The 18,414-nt window shown below is 62.3% G+C and carries 16 protein-coding genes and 1 riboswitch; all 16 genes read left to right on the plus strand.

Features of this window, described 5'->3' with window-relative positions; translation table 11 throughout:
• Positions 1–24: 24 nt before the first annotated feature.
• The 16 genes from ACNAZA_RS09465 to cobJ all read left to right on the plus strand — a co-directional run bounded on the left by ACNAZA_RS09465 (position 25) and on the right by cobJ (position 18,339).
• Complete coding sequence (locus tag ACNAZA_RS09465; protein WP_415796344.1) at positions 25–1,278, plus strand: CaiB/BaiF CoA transferase family protein; 1,254 nt, start codon at positions 25–27, stop codon at positions 1,276–1,278.
• An 83-nt stretch (positions 1,279–1,361) separates the two neighbouring features.
• Complete coding sequence (locus ACNAZA_RS09470) at positions 1,362–2,111, plus strand: electron transfer flavoprotein subunit beta/FixA family protein (protein WP_415796346.1); 750 nt, start codon at positions 1,362–1,364, stop codon at positions 2,109–2,111.
• Positions 2,112–2,263: 152 nt separating this feature from the next.
• Complete coding sequence (locus ACNAZA_RS09475; RefSeq protein WP_415796348.1) at positions 2,264–3,196, plus strand: electron transfer flavoprotein subunit alpha/FixB family protein; 933 nt, start codon at positions 2,264–2,266, stop codon at positions 3,194–3,196.
• A 150-nt stretch (positions 3,197–3,346) separates the two neighbouring features.
• Positions 3,347–4,336, plus strand: coding sequence for a tripartite tricarboxylate transporter substrate binding protein (locus ACNAZA_RS09480; RefSeq protein ID WP_415796350.1), 990 nt, complete (start codon positions 3,347–3,349; stop codon positions 4,334–4,336).
• Between the two features lie 164 nt (positions 4,337–4,500).
• Positions 4,501–4,713, plus strand: a riboswitch (cobalamin riboswitch).
• Positions 4,714–4,837: 124 nt separating this feature from the next.
• Entirely contained in the window at positions 4,838–5,464 is a 627-nt protein-coding gene (gene cobO / locus ACNAZA_RS09485) for a cob(I)yrinic acid a,c-diamide adenosyltransferase (protein WP_415796352.1), read from the plus strand.
• Positions 5,464–6,339: an ABC transporter substrate-binding protein gene (locus tag ACNAZA_RS09490; RefSeq protein ID WP_415796354.1), complete on the plus strand. Its 876-nt coding sequence runs from the start codon at positions 5,464–5,466 to the stop codon at positions 6,337–6,339. Before cobO ends, ACNAZA_RS09490 begins: the two co-directional genes overlap by 1 nt.
• On the plus strand, positions 6,336–7,367 hold the full coding sequence (locus tag ACNAZA_RS09495; protein WP_415796356.1) for a FecCD family ABC transporter permease: 1,032 nt from the start codon (positions 6,336–6,338) through the stop codon (positions 7,365–7,367). Before ACNAZA_RS09490 ends, ACNAZA_RS09495 begins: the two co-directional genes overlap by 4 nt.
• Positions 7,367–8,152 carry an ABC transporter ATP-binding protein gene (locus ACNAZA_RS09500; protein WP_415796358.1) on the plus strand — a complete coding sequence of 262 codons (786 nt, stop codon included), beginning with the start codon at positions 7,367–7,369 and terminating at the stop codon, positions 8,150–8,152. Before ACNAZA_RS09495 ends, ACNAZA_RS09500 begins: the two co-directional genes overlap by 1 nt.
• A gap of 54 nt (positions 8,153–8,206) precedes the next feature.
• Complete coding sequence (gene cobW, locus ACNAZA_RS09505) at positions 8,207–9,283, plus strand: cobalamin biosynthesis protein CobW (RefSeq protein ID WP_415796360.1); 1,077 nt, start codon at positions 8,207–8,209, stop codon at positions 9,281–9,283.
• Entirely contained in the window at positions 9,283–13,095 is a 3,813-nt protein-coding gene (gene cobN, locus ACNAZA_RS09510; RefSeq protein ID WP_415796362.1) for a cobaltochelatase subunit CobN, read from the plus strand. The genes cobW and cobN overlap by 1 nt, the downstream gene beginning before the upstream one ends.
• Positions 13,092–14,207 carry an ATP-binding protein gene (locus ACNAZA_RS09515; RefSeq protein WP_415796363.1) on the plus strand — a complete coding sequence of 372 codons (1,116 nt, stop codon included), beginning with the start codon at positions 13,092–13,094 and terminating at the stop codon, positions 14,205–14,207. The genes cobN and ACNAZA_RS09515 overlap by 4 nt, the downstream gene beginning before the upstream one ends.
• A 98-nt stretch (positions 14,208–14,305) precedes the next feature.
• Complete coding sequence (locus ACNAZA_RS09520; protein WP_415796364.1) at positions 14,306–14,845, plus strand: vWA domain-containing protein; 540 nt, start codon at positions 14,306–14,308, stop codon at positions 14,843–14,845.
• Between the two features lie 8 nt (positions 14,846–14,853).
• Positions 14,854–16,182: a nitrite reductase gene (locus ACNAZA_RS09525; protein ID WP_415796365.1), complete on the plus strand. Its 1,329-nt coding sequence runs from the start codon at positions 14,854–14,856 to the stop codon at positions 16,180–16,182.
• Positions 16,166–16,795, plus strand: a complete 630-nt coding sequence (locus ACNAZA_RS09530; RefSeq protein ID WP_415796366.1) for a precorrin-8X methylmutase — start codon at positions 16,166–16,168, stop codon at positions 16,793–16,795. Before ACNAZA_RS09525 ends, ACNAZA_RS09530 begins: the two co-directional genes overlap by 17 nt.
• Before the next feature lie 10 nt (positions 16,796–16,805).
• Positions 16,806–17,546, plus strand: a complete 741-nt coding sequence (cobI, locus tag ACNAZA_RS09535) for a precorrin-2 C(20)-methyltransferase (RefSeq protein ID WP_415796367.1) — start codon at positions 16,806–16,808, stop codon at positions 17,544–17,546.
• A gap of 10 nt (positions 17,547–17,556) precedes the next feature.
• On the plus strand, positions 17,557–18,339 hold the full coding sequence (cobJ, locus tag ACNAZA_RS09540) for a precorrin-3B C(17)-methyltransferase (protein ID WP_415796368.1): 783 nt from the start codon (positions 17,557–17,559) through the stop codon (positions 18,337–18,339).
• The last annotated feature ends 75 nt before the right edge of the window (positions 18,340–18,414 follow it).

The raw sequence follows: 18,414 nt of genomic DNA on the forward strand, positions 1-18,414 counted from the left end.
AGACAGAGATTGGAGAACAGCAAAATGAGCAGCCAACAAGAATCGCCGGACGACATGGACTTCCCGCTGGAAGGCGTGCGTGTACTGGATTTGTCGCGCGTGTTTGCCGGCCCTTTGTGCGGCCAGGTGTTGGCCGACTTTGGTGCCGAAGTGATCAAGGTGGAGCACCCCAAGCGCGGCGATGACACCCGCGACTGGGGCAACCGCGTCGGCAAGACCGAAACCACGTACTACAACAGCATGAACCGCAACAAGCGGTCCATCACGCTGGATCTGCAAAGCGCAGAGGCTATCCAGATCATCTATGACCTGCTGCCCCAGTTTGATGTGGTGATTCACAACTTCAAGCACGGCGGCGCGGACAAGCTGGGCCTGGGCTATGACAAGCTCCAATCCATCAAGCCCGATCTGATTTATTGCAGCGTGGCCGGCTACAGCAGCGAGACCCCCGAAGCCAAGCGTCCCGGTTACGACCTGGTGATTCAGGCCGAAGCCGGCCTGATGGCCATCAACGGCGAAGAAGGTGCTCCGCCGCTGAAGTTCGGTATGGCCGTGGTGGACATGATGACCGGCATGTATGCTGCACAAGCCGTGCTGGCTGCGCTCTATCGCAAAAGTCGCACCGGTCGCGGCCGCAAGATCGAGATGGCGCTGTATGACTGCGGTCTGACCATCAACGGCTACCATGCGCTCGATGCCATGCTGCTGGGCCGTGATACCCGTCGCTATGGCAACGGCCATCCTTCCATCGTGCCTTACGGTCTGTTTGATGCTGCCGACGGTGCGCTGATCATTGCCGTGGGCAATAACAGCCAGTTCGATGCCTTCTGTCGTACCGTCATCGAGCGTCCCGATATTGTGGAAGACCCCCGTTTCGCCACCAATGTCGAACGTGCCAAGCACCGCGATCTGATCTTGCCGATCTTGACGCAAATCATTGGCTCCAAGCCACGAAAGCAATTGCTGGAGCGCATGCACGCTGCCGGCATTCCCTGCGGCGAAGCGGCCGGCCTGCATGAGGCCTTGACCAGCGAACGCACCCGCCAGTCCGGTATGTTGCACCCCATGCCTCACCCCGTGGCCGGGCAGACCTGGGTGTTCTCGCCGCCTTACCGTCTGGACGGTCAGTTGCTGCCCATTCGCCACACACCGCCCGTCCTGGGTGAAGCCACGCGTGAAGTGTTGCAGCAGTTGCTGGCCATGAGTGACGAGCAACTGCAGGATTTGCAGCAGCGCGGCGTGCTGAGCATGCCCGAGATTTCTGCTGCAACCGCCTGATTCGGCTTTCTTTCGTCAGGCAACAGGTACCCGAGAGTGTCTGCTGCCTGCCTCTCGCCCCTTTCAAATAAACAGAGCTTGTTATGAAAATTCTGGTTCCAGTCAAGCGCGTGGTGGACTACAACGTCAAGGTCCGCGTCAAATCGGACGGCACGGGTGTAGACATCGCCAACGTCAAGATGAGCATGAACCCCTTTGACGAAATCGCCGTCGAAGAAGCCGTGCGCCTCAAAGAAAAAGGCGTGGTGACGGAAGTCATCGCCGTCTCCTGTGGTGTGACCCAGTGCCAGGAAACCCTGCGCACGGCCCTGGCCATCGGTGCCGACCGTGCCATCCTGGTGGAAACCGATGTCGAACTGCAGCCCCTGGCCGTGGCCAAGCTGCTCAAGGCGCTGGTGGACAAGGAGCAGCCCGGTCTGGTGATCCTGGGCAAGCAAGCCATTGATGGCGACAACAACCAGACCGGCCAGATGCTGGCAGCACTGGCTGACCTGCCCCAGGCCACTTTCGCCTCCAAGGTGGAAGTTGCTGGCGACAAGGTCAGCGTCAGCCGTGAAGTCGACGGTGGTCTGGAGACTCTGTCTCTGTCCACTCCCGCCGTCATCACCACCGACCTGCGCCTGAACGAGCCCCGCTACGTCACCTTGCCCAACATCATGAAGGCCAAGAAAAAGCAGCTCGACACCTTCAAGCCTGAAGACCTGGGTGTGGACGTGGCTCCTCGCCTCAAGACCCTGAAGGTGGCCGAGCCCGCCAAGCGCGGTGCCGGTGTCAAGGTGGCCGATGTGGCCGCTCTGGTCGACAAGTTGAAGAACGAAGCGAAGGTCATTTGAACCCCCTGAGCCGCTTCGCGTCTTCCCCCGAGGGGGACGACACCTTCGGGTCGGGGCGGCCCTTCCTCGGTGTCCCGCACCTTGCCCGCGCCAGACGCATCGGTCACAGCTGATGTGGGCACCCTGAAACATTCAAGAGAAAGACGACTGAAATGACTGCTCTCGTTATTGCAGAACACGACAACGCTTCGATCAAGCCAGCGACCCTGAACACCGTGACTGCCGCCGCAGCCTGCGGCGGTGATGTGCACGTGTTGGTCGCCGGTGACAACGCCGCCGCGGCAGCAGCTGCTGCTGCCCAGATCGCCGGTGTCTCCAAGGTCATCCACGCCGATGGCGCCAGCCTCAAGGACGGCCTGGCAGAGAACGTGGCCGCCCAGGTGCTGGCCATCGCATCGAGCTACAGCCACATCCTGTTCCCCTCGACAGCTGCCGGCAAGAACGTGGCCCCCCGCGTGGCCGCCAAGCTGGACGTAGCCCAGATCAGCGACATCACCAAGGTCGATGCGCCCGACACCTTCGAGCGTCCCATCTACGCCGGCAACGCCATTGCCACCGTGCAGTCCAGCGATGCCGTCAAGGTCATCACCGTGCGCACCACCGGCTTTGACGCTGCTGCGGCCACCGGTGGTTCTGCTGCTGTGGAAACCGTGGCTGCTGCAGCTGACTCCGGCAAGAGCGCTTTTGTGGGCCGCGAAGTCACCAAGAGCGAACGTCCAGAACTGACGGCTGCCAAGATCATCGTCTCCGGCGGTCGCGCTCTGGGCTCGGCCGAGAAGTTCACCGAAGTCATGTCGCCCCTGGCCGACAAGCTCGGCGCCGCCATCGGTGCCAGCCGTGCTGCCGTCGATGCGGGCTATGCCCCCAATGACCTGCAAGTGGGCCAGACCGGCAAGATCGTCGCGCCTCAGCTGTATATCGCCTGCGGCATCTCGGGCGCCATCCAGCACTTGGCCGGCATGAAGGACTCCAAGGTGATCGTGGCGATCAACAAGGACCCCGAAGCCCCGATCTTCTCGGTGGCCGACTACGGCCTGGAGGCCGATCTGTTCACGGCAGTGCCGGAACTGGTCAACGCCAAGTAAGGTATTTTTGCGGGCAAGAGCCAGTGTCTTGAAAAAAGATGGGGCGGACCAGATCGGTCGCACCCGTGCCATTGCCCCGATCTCTGCAAGTTTCTGGCGCAGCCTACCCACGGCATGCTCCGGGAGCTTGTTACACACCCAAGGAGACATATGTCCAACGCATTTTCAAGACGCGCGTTTCTGCAGGCCACCACGGCCGGCACGGCAGCTGCAGCGCTTGCCAGCCCGACCTGGGCTGGCGGCGCCTGGCCGAACAAGCCGATTCGCATCATCGTGCCCTATACCGCCGGCGGCTTTACCGACCAGATGGCGCGCCTGCTGCAAGTGGGCCTGCAAAAGGCTCTGGGTCAGCCCATCATTGTGGAAAATAAGCCAGGTGCCAACAGCATCATCGGTGTTGACCAGCTGGCCAAGGCTGCGCCCGATGGCTATACCTTCGGCGTCGTCATTGCCGCCTATTCGGCCAATCCATCGCTTTATGCCAAGCTGCCTTACAGCCCCAAAGATTTGACGGGCGTGTCGCTGATGGGCATATCGCCGCTGGTGGCGGCTGTGGCTGCCAATGCGCCATTCAAGACGACGGCCGAGTTGATTTCCTATGCCAAGACTCATCCCGGTAAGGTCAGTTTTGGTTCGTCGGGTGCGGGCTCTGCCGCACACCTGACTTCGGAGTTGATGCGCCTATTGACCAAGACCGACATGGTGCATGTGCCTTACAAGGGCGCATCGCCAGCGCTGGCCGATCTCATGGGCGGACAGATTCCGCTGTTTCTCGATCCGCCTCCCAATCTGATCCAGCCAGCCAAGGCCGGTCGCATCCGGCTGATTGGCGTGGCCAGCGAAAAACGCTTGCCGATATTGCCGGATGTGCCCACGTTTGCCGAGCAGGGCATTCCCGGTCTGGTGGGCAGTACCTGGGCCGCCATGCTGGCACCTGCTGGCGTGCCCAAGGACATCATTCAGCGTATGTCCAAGGAAGTGGCGCGTATCGTGCGCAGCGAGGAAATCCGCACCCGTATGGAAGCCAGTATGGGGACCTTTGCCGAAGGCGGAACGCCAGAAGAGTGCAATGCCTTTATTGCGGCGGAAACCAGCAAATGGGGCAAGGTCGTGCGCGAGGCCAAGGTCAGCCTGGACTGATTGAGTTTGGCGGTAGCGCCAAGCGGTTTCTTGTGCGCTACCAAGGGCCTGCTTGCCGCCGCTAGGCCGGGCGCATCGTTTCAGACGCGTCTGGCTGGCGGCCGGTCGGGCCATATTCGGCGATTGAAGAAATGAACTCGAAACACATCGAGGACACTTCTATAATTGATAACTTGCGATCAGGAGACTTGGCCTTGCTTGAGGCCAGTTGAAACGGGAAGTCCGGTGCGTTGAAGTTGCCTTCGACCATTCCGGCGCAGCCCCCGCTGCTGTAAACCTGACAGCCACACGTTGATACCACTGGGTCTTGGAACCCGGGAAGGTGTGTGTGCTGGATGACGGTGAGCCAGAATACCGACCTGTTCGTTCTCGGTCTTGTTCCACGGGGTGTGGTTGTTAGCGGGTCATGGTGTGTCTGCAGCATTGCTGCGCGGCATCGCTTTTCCCGGCTGTCGTTCTCCCTTGGGAATGGGTTTTATCGCCATTTCGCTCGGGGAGAGCATGGACGAACAGTTCATTCACGCACATGCGCAAAGCATGCTGCAGAAAAAAGCCAGCGTGCACGCTGCCATTGCCCGCTCGTCTGATGAGCGCGGCATTGTGCTGCTTGTGACTGGGCCTGGCAAAGGCAAGTCAACCTCCGCTTTCGGCATGTTGTACCGCGCCCTGGGTCACGGCATGCGTACCGGCCTGGTGCAGTTCATCACCGGCACCCATACCTCGGGCGAGATCACTTTTTTGCATCAGCTAGGCTGGATGGGACAGGGCGCACCGGCGCCTGTGGACTATCACGCCATGGCAACGGGCTGCACCTGGAACAGCACGGACTGGAGCCGTGACAAACAGGCTGCAGACCTGGCCTGGCAGCAAGCTCTGCGCATGCTTGGAGATGACCAGTTGAGCCTGGTGGTACTCGATGAGCTGAGCTTCATGCTCAAGTACCGTTACCTGAAGGTCGAGCAGGTGGTCGCGGCCATTGCCGCGCGCCCTGCAGGCATGAGCGTGGTGATCACCGGACGCGATGCGCCGCAGGAGCTTTATGCGCTGGCCGACACGGTCAGCGAGATCGCCGATGTCAAACATGCGTTCCGCCAAGGTGTCAAGGCACAGCCCGGGGTGGATTACTGATGCGCAGTCTGCTGCTTGCTGCGCTGATGGCTGCGACCTGCATGGCGCCCGCCTGGGCTCAATTGGCCCGGGCTCAGTTGGCCGGGCCGCGTCTGATGTCCACCAATATCTGTGCCGATGTTCTGGCCCTGAGTCTGGCCGATCCTGCGCAAATCATTTCCCTGTCGCGTCAGAGCCAGGATGCGAAGCGCTTTTCCATGGTCGCCAAGGCGCGTCAGTTTGCCGCCAATGAGGCTTCTGCCGAAGATGTTCTACACCTCAAGCCTGATGTGGTGCTGGCTTCGCGGCGCTGGAATGCCAGGCACCAGCAGGAGCTGCTCAAGCAGTATGGCGTGCGCATCGTCACGGTGCCGTTTCCTACGGACTGGCAGGCGATCCTGGACAGCACGCTCAAGATGGGCAAGGCCATAGGGCGCGACGCCGCGGCCAAGGAACTGGTGCAGAACGTGCAGGCGCGCCTGGCAAAGCTGCAGGCCAGCTCACGCCCGTTGAACGCTCTGTATCTGCGCCCCAATGGCGGAAGTGCCGGCACGCAAACCCATGTCGATGCGGTGCTGACGGCAGCCGGCTTGCGCAACCACGCCACGGTCTTGGGCCTCAAAGGCTGGGGGCGCCTTGATATGGAGCGCATCTTGATGAACCCGCCCGATGTGTTCATCACGCCCTCAATGGTCAACGACACCGCATATGCCAAATCTGCCTTGAGCCGTCATCCGCAAATGAAGGCTCTGCTGTCGCGCATCCCCGTGGTCACGCTTACCGAAAACGATTGGGGCTGCAGCAACTGGCAGCTGATTGAAGCCGCTGAAGCCGTTGCAGCCCAGCTGGATGCTTTGGGCCTGAGCGCCGCAGCCGCCAAAGGTGCTCCGGTATGAGCGCCAAGCAGCAAGATTTTCGCCAGCAGGCCTGGGCGCTGAATCTGGTCTTGCTTTTGGCTTTGACGGCTTTGGCTGCCGTGTCGCTGGGCATAGGTTCGGTCTCCGTCGGTGTTGCAGATTGGTGGAGTGCCGTGTCGCAGCCGCAAGAAGCCACGGAGCTGGCGCTGCGTCACCGCGCCATTCTGGAGCAGGTGCGGCTGCCGCGTGTGTTGCTGGCCATCGTGGTCGGCATGTCGCTGGGCACGGCGGGCGCGGCACTGCAAGGTCTGTTGCGCAACCCTTTGGCCGAGCCCGGTTTGCTGGGGGTCAGCTCCAGCGCCGGCCTGGGCGCTGTTTTGTGCATTTATTTCGGTCTATGGCACTGGAATGCTTGGTTGCTGCCCGTGGTCGCCATGGGAGCTGCCGGTCTGTCTACCCTGGTGCTCTACCGTATTGCCAGCCAGGGGGCCAGCAATCTGACCTTGATTCTGGCCGGCGTTGCGCTCTCTTCGCTGACGGCTGCGCTGACATCGCTGGCCATCAATCTGGCGCCTACGCCCACCGACATGCAGGACATCGTGCTGTGGTTGATGGGCTCGCTGGCCGATCGCAGCTTTGACGAGTTGCGCCTGTGCCTGCCTTTCATCGCGCTGGGCCTGGCTTTGTTGGCCTTCAGTGCCCGCCAGCTGGATGCCTTGACGCTGGGCGAGGACGAAGCGCGCAGCGTGGGAGTGAATCTGCCCCGGCTGCGGGCCCAGATCATCGTGGGTACGGCGCTTTGCGTGGGGGCCAGCGTGGCCGTCACGGGCACGATTGGTTTTATTGGCCTGGTCGTGCCGCATCTGTTTCGCTCTGCCGTGGGCTACAAGCCTTCGCGCCTGATGCTGCCCAGCGCCTTGGGCGGCGCCGCCTTGCTGCTGGCTGCCGACATTGCGCTGCGCCTGCTCAGCGGTCGTGTTGAGCTGATGCTGGGCGTGGTGACGGCCTTGATGGGCGCGCCCTTTTTTCTGTATCTGGTGCTGCGCGAGCGCTGGAGGACACGCTGATGCAAGTGTTATCCGTGGATTCTTTGCGCGTGGGTCTTGCCGGCAGGGATTGCGTGCATGGACTCTCGTTTGAGGTTCGCGCCGGTGAGCTGTTTGCGCTGATAGGCCCCAATGGCGCGGGCAAGAGCACGGCTTTGCGGGCCATGGCCCAGCTCTTGCCCCACCAGGGAACGGTACGTCTGGACGGCGAGGACTTGGAGCGGCTTTCCGCCGCCCAGCGAGCCAGGCGCATTGCCTATCTGGCGCAAGGTGACCAAGTGGTCTGGCCGCTCAAGGTGCGCGATTTTGTGGCACTGGGGCGTTTGCCGCACCAGCGCGGCTGGGCCAGAAACTCTCAGACGCAAGAGGATGCTCAGGCGGTTGACGGAGCGCTGGATGCCATGCACCTGAGCGGCATGCAGCAGCGCAATCTGGATCAGCTCTCGGGCGGAGAGCGCGCCCGGGCGCGTCTGGCCCGGGCATTGGCCGTGCAGGCGCCTCTGTTGCTGGCCGACGAACCCGTGGCGGCGCTGGATCCCTATCACCAGCTCAGTGTGATGGAGCTGCTGCGCGCCCAGTGCAATGCCGGTAGCGCCGTGGTGGTGGTCTTGCACGACCTGACCTTGGCCAGCCGCTTTTGCAACCGTGTGCTTTTGCTCAATCAAGGCCGGATCACGGCCTGCGGCGAGCCGCGCAAAGTCTTGACGCCCGCACATCTGCAACAGGTCTACCAGGTACAGGCCATGCATGGCGAGCACGAGAGCCAGGGCTATGTCGTGCCCTGGAGCTGCAGGCCCAGCACCTGAGCGCCGCTGCGCAACAGCGGCATTTGTGAGAACTTAGTTTTTTGGAGTAGAGCTATGAACAGCAGCAAGAAAATCCCCGCCACCATCGTGACCGGCTTTTTGGGCAGCGGCAAAACCACGTTGCTGCGCCATATTCTGGAGAATGCCAACGGCCGCCGCATTGCCGTGATCGTCAATGAATTTGGCGAGCTGGGCATTGACGGCGATATTTTGCGCAGCTGCGGCATTGGCTGCGACGACGATGGTGTCGAGCAGGGTGGCCAGCTGTATGAACTGGCCAATGGCTGCCTGTGCTGCACGGTGCAGGAAGAGTTCTACCCCGTGATGCGCCAGCTGATAGAGCGCCGTGACGAGATTGATCACATCCTGATCGAGACCAGCGGTCTGGCCTTGCCCAAGCCCCTGGTCCAGGCCTTCAACTGGCCCGAGATCAAGAATGCCTGCACCGTCGATGCCGTGATCACCGTGGTGGATGTGCCCGCCACTGCGGCCGGCCAGTTTGCTGCCAATCCGGCGGCCGTGGATGCGCAGCGCAAGCTGGACCCCAATCTGGACCACGAGTCGCCACTGCACGAACTGTTTGAAGATCAACTCATTTCCGCCGATCTGGTGGTGCTGAGCAAGCTGGATCAAGCCAGTGCGCAGGACCGCGTCAGGGTGGAAGCCATTGTGCGTGAAGAGATTCCTGCCCAGGTCAAGATCGTGGCGGCCGACCATGGCCGCATCGATCTGGGCGTGGTGCTGGGCCTGTCCAGCGCTTCGGAAGAGACCATCGAACAACGCAAGGGCCACCACGATCATGAGGACGCGCATGACCATGATGAACACGATCACGATGAGTTTGACTCCATCGTCATCAAGCTGCCCGAAGTCGAGCGCGAGGCCTTGCTCGAAGCCATGGAGCAAATCGTAGCCAAGCACACGGTGTATCGCATCAAGGGTTTTGTGGCTCTGCCCGGCAAACCCATGCGCCTGGTGGTGCACGGCGTGGGCAAGCGCTTCGACAGCTATTTCGATCGCCTGTGGCGTGCCGATGAAGAGCGTCAGACCTATCTGGTTTTCATAGGCCACGACCTGGATGAAAACGACATCCGCACCGAGCTGAACGCTCAGATGGCCGGAGTGCTCTGATGCACCTGCTTGCCGTTCAACCCGGTGGCTTTGTGGATGACGAAGCCTTTGTTGCCAGCATGGAGCAGACGCCCGGCCAGATCGTGATTCTGAGTGCGGCCGACACCACCTTGGCGCTGTTGGCCGACGCCTATGCGCAGCTGCAATCGGGCGTGGACGGCGAGCAGATGCCCAGTGTTCGCCTTGCCAATCTGATGCATTTGCGCCAGCCGGCTTCGGTGGATCTTTATGTGGACGAGGTCTTGCAGCACGCCAGGGTGATCGTGATCGATCACCTGGGAGGCGAGAGCTACTGGCCTTATGGCACGGACCGCATCCGCGACATCTGCCGCCGCCATCGCATTGCGCTGGTCATGTTCTCCGGCGACACCACCGAAGATCTGAATCTGCTGCAAAAAAGCACGGCCAGCATGGAGCAGTGCCGCACGCTGTGGCGCTATCTGCGCGAAGGCGGTGCGGCCAATGCGCGCGAGCTGTTTGGCTATCTGTGGCACGCGTTTCTGGAGGGCCCGCAGCAGGCGCTGCCGCCCAGGCCTTTGCCGCCGGTGTCGGTGTATCACCCCGAGCTGACCAGCGCTTCGGCTGAGGCCTGGCAGCAAGCCGGGAAGATGCAATGGCATGCAGGCGCTCCCGTGGTGCTGGTGGTGTTCTACCGCGCCCATCTGCAGTCCGGCAATACGCGCGTGTTCGATGCCTTGTGCGAGCAACTGCTCAAGCAAGGCCTGAACCCGCTGCCGCTGGCCCTGCTGTCGCTCAAGGATGCGGACTGCTTGCGCATGCTGCACGCCTTGTGCGCCGAGCACCAGGTGGCGCTGATTCTCAACACCACGGCATTTTCCCAGTCATCGCTGGAGACGCCTGGCGATCATGCGCTGGCCGGCGACATTCCGGTGCTGCAGCTGATCCTGTCTGGCGGCAACGAACAAAGCTGGCTCAACGATGCGCACGGCTTGCAGCCCCGCGATATCGCCATGCATGTGGCCATGCCAGAGGTGGACGGGCGCATCATCACGCGCGCCATCAGCTTCAAAGGCCTATCGCACCGCAGCGAGCTGACGCAGTCGGACGTGGTGCAGTACCAGGCGCATGCGGAGCGCATGGCTTTTGTGGTTGAGCTGGCCAGGCGCTGGTGCGCTTTGCGGTCCAAGCCCAATGCGGACAAGCGGCTGGCGCTGATCCTGGCCAACTACCCGACCAAGGAAGGGCGCATTGGCAACGGTGTGGGGCTGGATACGCCGGCTTCCGTCATACAGATATTGCAGGAGCTAGAGCGCCAGGGCTATACGCTGGATGGCTTGCCCCCCGATGGGGATGCACTGATGCAGACGCTGCAGCACGGCATCACCAACGACCCCGACTCCTGGCAGCTGCGGCCCGCCTGGCAAAGCCTGGACCTGGCGAGCTACCAGCAATTCTTTGATACCTTGCCCGAGGCGAACCGGCAAGCCATTGAGCAGCGCTGGGGCGAGCCCAGCCAAGACCCCATGCTGCGCAACGGCCGCTTCATGATTGCCGGACTGCGTCTGGGCCAGGTGTTTGTAGGCATACAGCCGGCCCGTGGCTACCAGCTCGATGCCATGGCCAGCTACCACGATCCCGATCTGGTGCCGCCGCATTACTACCTGGCTTTCTACCATTGGCTGCGCACGGCCTGGGCTGCCGATGCCATGGTCCATGTGGGCAAGCACGGCAATCTGGAATGGCTGCCGGGCAAGAGCGTGGCTCTGGCCCAGACCTGCTGGCCGGATCTGGTGTTCGGTCCCATGCCGCATCTGTATCCCTTCATCGTCAACGATCCCGGCGAAGGCACGCAGGCCAAACGCCGGGCACAGGCCGTCATCATCGACCACCTGATGCCGCCGCTGACGCGCGCCGAAAGCTATGGGCCCACCCGTGATCTGGAGCGCATGGTTGACGAGTACTACGAAGCCATCACCCTGGACGCGCGCCGCGCCAAGCTGTTGCGCAAGCAGATTCTGGCGCACATCGTGGCCCATGATCTGCATCAGGATCTGGGTTTGGCAGCGCCGCGTTCGCTAGAGGATGAGCAGCAGCTGCTCAACAAGACCGATGCCTATCTGTGCGAGCTCAAGGAAAGTCAGATCCGCGACGGCTTGCATATCTTTGGCTGCTCGCCGCAGGACAGGCTGGAGCGAGACACTCTGCTGGCGCTGGCCCGCCACCCCGTGGGCAATGGCAAGGGCGGGCAGAACAGCCTGATTCGGGCGCTGGCCCAGGACTTGAAGCTGGGTGCAGATTTCAACCCGCTGGATGCCGACTGGGCGAAGCCATGGAATGGGCCGCGTCCCGAGTTGCTGGCCCAGGTGGATGCCCAGCTGTGGCGCAGCACCGGCGACACTCGCGAACGCCTAGAACTGCTTTCGCTATCAATACTAGAGCGCGATGCGCTTGTATATAAAGCGCTGAAGGCCGATTTTCCTCAAGCCCAGGCCGTGCTGCAGCGGGTAGAGCAGGATTTGCGCCCGCGCCTCAATCAATGCGGCCCGCAGGAGTTGCTGCAGCTGATGCGCGGTCTGCAAGGGCGTTTTGTGCCCGCCGGCCCCAGCGGTGCGCCCACACGCGGCAGGCCCGATGTGCTGCCCACGGGGCGCAATTTCTTTTCCATCGATACGCGTGCCGTGCCAACGCCTACCAGCTGGACCCTGGGCCTGAAGTCTGCCAATTTGCTAGTGGAAAAATACGCGCAAGAGCATGGCGAGTATCCGCAGTCGCTGGGCCTGTCGGTCTGGGGCACGGCCACCATGCGCACCGGCGGTGACGATATTGCTCAGGCGCTGGCCTTGCTGGGGGTGCGCCCGACCTGGGCGGACGGCAGCTGGCGGGTCAGTGATTTTGAAGTGCTGCCCATGTCGGTGCTGGGCCGCCCCCGGGTTGATGTCACGCTGCGGGTGTCGGGCTTTTTCCGCGATGCATTCACCAATGTGATCCGCCTGTTTGATGCCGCCGTGCAAAAAGTGGTGGCGCTGGAGGACGAGGATGCTTTCACCAACCCCATACGGGCCCGGGTGCTGCGCGAGGCCGAGCAACTGCAGTCGCAGGGCATGGCGCCCACGGATGCCCGCCATCAGGCCGGAATGCGCGTTTTTGGCGCCAAGCCCGGCAGCTATGGTGCGGGCTTACAGGGCCTGATTGACGGCCGCAACTGGGATAGCGATGAAGACCTGGCCACGGCTTATCGCAACTGGGGCGCCTATGCCTATGGGCAAAAGGACAATGGCACGGCCGTGCCCGAGACCTTTGTGCGTCGGCTGTCTGACATGCAACTGGTGGTGCACAACCAGGACAACCGCGAGCACGATGTGCTGGATTCGGACGACTACTACCAGTTCCAGGGCGGCATGGCGGCCGCCGTGCGCCACTTCAGCGGCCAGCAGCCGGCGCTGTATTTCGGCGATCACAGCAACCCCGAATCGCCGCGCATGCGCACCTTGCAGGAAGAGATCAGCCGCGTCGTGCGCTCCCGGGTCACCAATCCCAAATGGATTGAAGGCGTCAAGCGCCATGGTTACAAGGGCGCTTTCGAGATTGCGGCTACGGTGGACTATCTGTTCGCCTTCGATGCCACGGCGCGCGTGGTGCGCGACGACCAATATGCGCGCGTCACCGAGGCTTTCGTCAGCGATGCGGACACGCGCGCCTTTATGCAAAAGCACAATCCTCAGGCCTTTCATGGCATGTGCGAGCGCCTGCTGGAAGCCATACAGCGTGGGCTGTGGCAGGAAAGTGCCGACTATCAACCCCTGCTGGAGCAGCATCTGCTGCAGACAGAACAAATGCTGGAGGAGCGATGAGCACCGTACCAAGAAGCGAGCCCCTGAGTTTTCCGTTTACGGCGCTTGAGGGCCAGCAGCCGCTGCAACTGGCCTTGCTGCTGCTGGCCGTGGACCCGCTATTGGGCGGCGTGCTGGTCGAAGGGCCGCGGGGTACGGCCAAATCCACCAGCGCCCGCGCACTGGCCGAGCTGCTGCCCGCCGGGCGATTTGTGAATCTGCCGCTGGGCACTACCGAGGAACAACTGCAAGGCTCTTTGGACCTGCAGGCCGCGCTCAAGCACTCCGAAGTGCAGTTCAAGCCCGGCCTGTTGGCGCAAGCCCATCAGGGCTTGCTGTATGTGGACGAGGTCAATCTGCTGCCCGACGGCCTGGTGGATCTACTGCTGGATGTGAGCGCCAGCGGCATCAACCGCGTGGAGCGCGATGGGGTGTCCCATCAGCATGCTGCGCGCATGGCTCTGGTAGGCACCATGAACCCGGAAGAGGGGCAGTTGCGTCCGCAACTGCTGGATCGCTTCGGGCTGTTTGTGCGTCTTGCCAACGTGCCCGATGTGGCCACGCGCAAACGCATTGTGCTGACGCGCATGGCGTTCGACACCGATCCTGTGGGTTTTGTGGCCAGGTATGCCGAGGCTCAGAGCCAGTTGCTGGCCCAGATCACGGCTGCCAGGGACAGAGTGGACGCCATCACCTGGCCTGAGGCCGTATTCGACAAGGTTGCGAGGCTGTGCCAGCTGGCGCAGGTGGATGGCGTGCGCGCCGACCTCGTCATGCTTCGCGCTGCCCGCGCCCATGCCGCCTTGCAAGGGCGCCTGGAAGTGAGCAGCGCCGATGTGGACATCGTGGCGGAGCTGGCTCTGACCCATCGCCGCAACCCGCAGGCGCCGCAGGAAACAACGCCGCCGCCAGCTTCGGATGCAGCGTCCGAAAGCCAGTCGGAGCAGCCGCCTCAGTCGAAATCTCAGCCACAGCCGCAATCCCAGCCTCAGTCCCAGACCGAGCCGTCAGCAGAAAATCCATCCGACGGCGGCTCTTCGGCGGCCGAAGGCTGGGGCGGCATGGCCGCACCCCAGCCGGTGGAGATTCAGACCGTCAAGGAGTTGAGGCCTTTCAACACAAAAAAAGCCTGATGCGTCCTGTTCTTCCCGGCAAAGCCAGAACAGGGCGCGGATTGAATCTCGCTCGAAAAGGGAGTGCGCAAGCAAGCCACAGCCGGCGGCTGGACTGGGTGAAGACTTTGACTCGCAAAGGCTCGCAAGCGCTGGCGGTTGACCATTTTCGCCATCGCAAGCTGCCTGCCGGAGCGTCCGTGCTGCATCTGGTGCTGCTGGATATGTCCTCATCCATGTTGCGTGCCGGCAAGCTGGCCAGAGCCAAGGGCTATCTGCTGGCCTTGATGCAGCAGGCCTACCGCGACCGCGAGCATGTGGGCGTGATCGGCTTTGGCGGGCAGGGTGCCCATTGGGTGCAGCAGCCGGCCAAGGCCCAGACCTTCAACGAAAGCTGGATTGCGCCTTTGAGCGGGGGAGGCGGCACGCCGCTGGAGTCCGGCCTGCGTTTGCTGTCGTCTGCGCTGCATGGCTCAAAGCGTCTGATCCATGTCTGGGTTATGACGGATGGCCGCCTGGCGCAGATTCCAGAGCGCCCGCAAGGCATGGACCTGTGCACGATTGTGGACTTTGAGCTTGATGGCCTGAGGCTGCGCCGCTGCGAGGCTTTGGCCGAGCAATGGGCGGCGCAATGGATTGCCCCCGGTAGCATCCCGTGAAGGACTGTATGCAGGAGAACCTTGCCGGGCGTAGTACCGCCGCAGTCCAAGGCTGGTGCCCTACGGGCTGGAGGCCCATGCAGGCGCAAGACGGCTGGATTGTGCGCATACGCCCCCATTGCGCCTCGGTTAGCGCACAGCAATGGCTGGTGCTGGCCGAGTTGGCGCTGTCGCATGCCCATCCCGAAATCGAGCTGACCCGCCTGGGCAATGTGCAGCTGCGCGGCGTCAGCGAAGCGCATCTGTCCACTGTGCACTCTGCATTGTTGCAGGCGCATCTGCTGCCCGCAGACGCCGATGTCGATCAGGCGCCTGCCGTGCATTGCACGCCGTTTTATCGTCTTGGCGACCCTACGCATGCGCTGGCCGTCTTGCTGACGCAGACGGTTCAAACCCAGCTAAGCCCCAAAGCCTTGCACGGCAGGGGCCTGGAGGCACTGCCAAGCAAATTTGGTTTGGTGGTGGACGACTCGCGCCGCCGCCTGAGTGGTATGGGGACAGACCTTTGCCTGTGGGTGGGCGACGACGGCCGCTATGGGCTTGGCCTGGGCGATAGCGGCAATGGGTATGGCTTCGATAACGTCGACGATGCGGTCGCCGCTGCTGTTGATGTTGCCCTGTGGTTTGCGCAGAAACGCATGGCTTTTACGCCTGCCCCTACGCGTCTGAAGAAGCTGCGGATGCCGGATGGGCTGGACCTCCCCTGTCTCAACCAAGCGGAGCGCTTCAGCGATGGACCCGGCTTGGCTGAGGCTGAAGAGCGTACCGGCCCGGTTCTTCCCGGGTTGCTGCAGGACGGCCGCCGGGTGATGGGCGCTCCTCTGGGGCGAATCGATGCCGCGGCAATGTACAGAGTCGTGCGTCATATGCCTTCGCAAGCCGAGATCCGCGTCACGCCATGGCGCTCGCTGCTGTTTGATGCTGAATCGCCGGCTTGTCAAATTGCCGCTGCCGAGCCCGCGTACTGGATTGCGCAAGCCGACGATGCTCGCCTGCGCGTATCGGCCTGTACCGGTGCGCCGCGCTGTACTCAGGCGCTTGTGCCGGTTCAAGAGCTGGCGCTTTGGCTGGCGCCGCAAGTGCCAGAGAAGGCGCATCTGCATCTCAGTGCTTGTGCCAAGTGCTGTGCGCTTCCGCCAGAGGCCACGGCTGCACTGCTGGCCGTAACGGGGGCAGACCACCAGATCACCGAAAGCGCGGACCCGGCTGCCAGCCAGGCCGTGTTCCATGTATGCAGTCCGGACCGGATAGCCAATCCTGTTGCGCAAATTTCGCCTCAGGCCTTGAGCAACAAGCCAAGCCAAATTTCCAAGCTGATTTATGACCTACACATATGAAACCCAGGGCGAAGAGATTTACAGACAATCCTTCGCCATCATTCGCCGCGAGGCTGACCTGGCGCGCTTTACGGCGTTGGAAGAGCGGGTCGCCTGCCGCATGATCCACGCCGCCGGCATGGTGGAGCTGGCGGCGCATATTCGCTTCTCCCCGGACTTTGCCGTTGCCGCCGAGGCCGCCTTGCAGCGCGGAGCGCCCATTCTTTGCGATGCACGCATGGTCAGCGAAGGCATCACGCGCAAGCGCCTGCCGGCCGGCAATCCCATCATCTGCACTTTGAACGATGTCGAGGTTCCGGAGCTGGCGCGGGAAATGGGCAATACCCGCAGTGCTGCCGCGCTGGAGCTGTGGCGCCCGCATCTGGACGGGGCCGTGGTGGCTATTGGCAACGCTCCGACGGCGCTGTTTCATCTGCTCAATATGCTGCAAGACCCGGAGTGCCCGCGGCCCGCAGCCATCATCGGCTGCCCGGTGGGCTTTGTCGGTGCGGCGGAATCCAAGGATGCGTTGAGCGCATGGGGGCGGATTCCCTTTGCTGTGGTGCAAGGGCGCCTGGGCGGCTCGGCCATTACGGTGGCGGCAGTCAATGCGCTGGCCAGCGTTGTTGAGTGAGGTTGCAACCATGAATCGTGGAAAGATTGTGTGTGTGGGTCTTGGCCCTGGCGACCCGGAGTTCATGAGCGTCAAGGCTGATCGCTTGTTGCGCAATGCACGGCATGTGGCTTACTTTCGCAAGCGGGGCCATCCGGGAAAAGCCAGGCAACTGGTCAATGGCATGCTGCATGCGGAGGTGACGGAGTATCCGATGGAGTACCCGGTCACCACCGAGATTCCGCATGATGATCCGCGCTATATCGCCCAGCTCTCGGAGTTCTACCTGGGCTGGCAGTCAAGACTGACGGAACTCACGCGCAGCGAAGATGTGGTGGTGCTGTGTGAAGGCGATCCGTTTTTCTACGGCTCCTTCATGCACCTGTATGTGCGATTGCGCCAAGAGGGCGTGGTGGCTGTCGACGTGCTGCCCGGAATTCCGGGGATGGTGGGCTGTTGGCATGCCACCGGTATTCCCATGACATGGGGCGATGATGTGATGAGCGTTTTGCCGGCCACCTTGCCCGATCAGCAGTTGCGTCAGCACATGGAGCGCTCCGATGCCCTGGTCATCATGAAGGTGGGGCGGCATCTGAGTCGCATTCGAGCGCTGCTCACCGACCTCGGCAAGCTGGAGCAAGGCTGGCTGGTCATCAACGGCACCATGGCGGATCAGCAAGCCATGCCATTGCGCGATGCGCCTGAGCGCTGCCCGTACTTTGCCATCGTGATTGTGCACGGCCAAGGTCGGCGTCCGGCCAATGACATGTGAGGCGGCAGCCATGCAAAACCAGAAGCTACAACGTGGAAGCCTTTGTGTGGTCGGCCTGGGGCCGGGGGCAGACGGTCTGCTGACGGATCAGGTGCGTGCCAGCCTTGCGGGCGCGACCGACGCCTTTGGCTATTTTCCCTATGTCGAACGTTTGTCGGGCATGGAGCATCTGCAGCTGCATGCCAGCGACAACCGCGAGGAGCTTGAGCGTGCACGCAATGCGCTGAATCTGGCCTCTCAAGGTCGGCAGGTGCTCATGCTGTCTTCCGGCGACCCCGGCGTGTTTGCCATGGCCAGCGCGGTGTTCGAAGTGCTGGACAGTGCAACGCCGCAGGAGCTTGAGTGCTGGAGCACGGTCGATATCGATGTTCAGCCCGGCATTACCGCCATGCTGGCGGCTGCTGCACGGCTGGGAGCGCCCTTGGGTCACGATTTCTGCGCCATCAATCTTTCAGACAATCTGAAGCCGGCTTCGGTCATTGAGCACCGTATCCGCCTGGCGGCGCAGGCCGACTTTGCCATGGCGTTCTACAACCCTTGCTCGAAGTCGCGGCCCGAAGGTTTTGAGCGTGCACTGAAGGTGTTGCGCAGCGAGTGCGAACCGCAGCGCCTGATCTGCTTTGCGCGCAATGTCAGCCGGGAGGATGAAACACTTCTGGTGCTGCCGCTGGAGTCCGTGAGCGCCGACATGGCCGATATGCGCACCGTGGTGATTGTGGGCAATAGCCAGACGCGTCAGGTCGGACGGCATGTCTATACGCCGCGCAGCTATGGCAAGCCCGCAAAGCAGTGAGATAGCGATGGGGCTTGGCAAATCTATTGCCGGCTGCGGCGCGCGCGCAATCGGGCAAAAGAGCGGACAAAAAAG

It is taken from the genome of Comamonas aquatilis (genome assembly GCF_965139575.1).
Taxonomy (GTDB): Bacteria; Pseudomonadota; Gammaproteobacteria; order Burkholderiales; family Burkholderiaceae_C; genus Comamonas; species Comamonas aquatilis.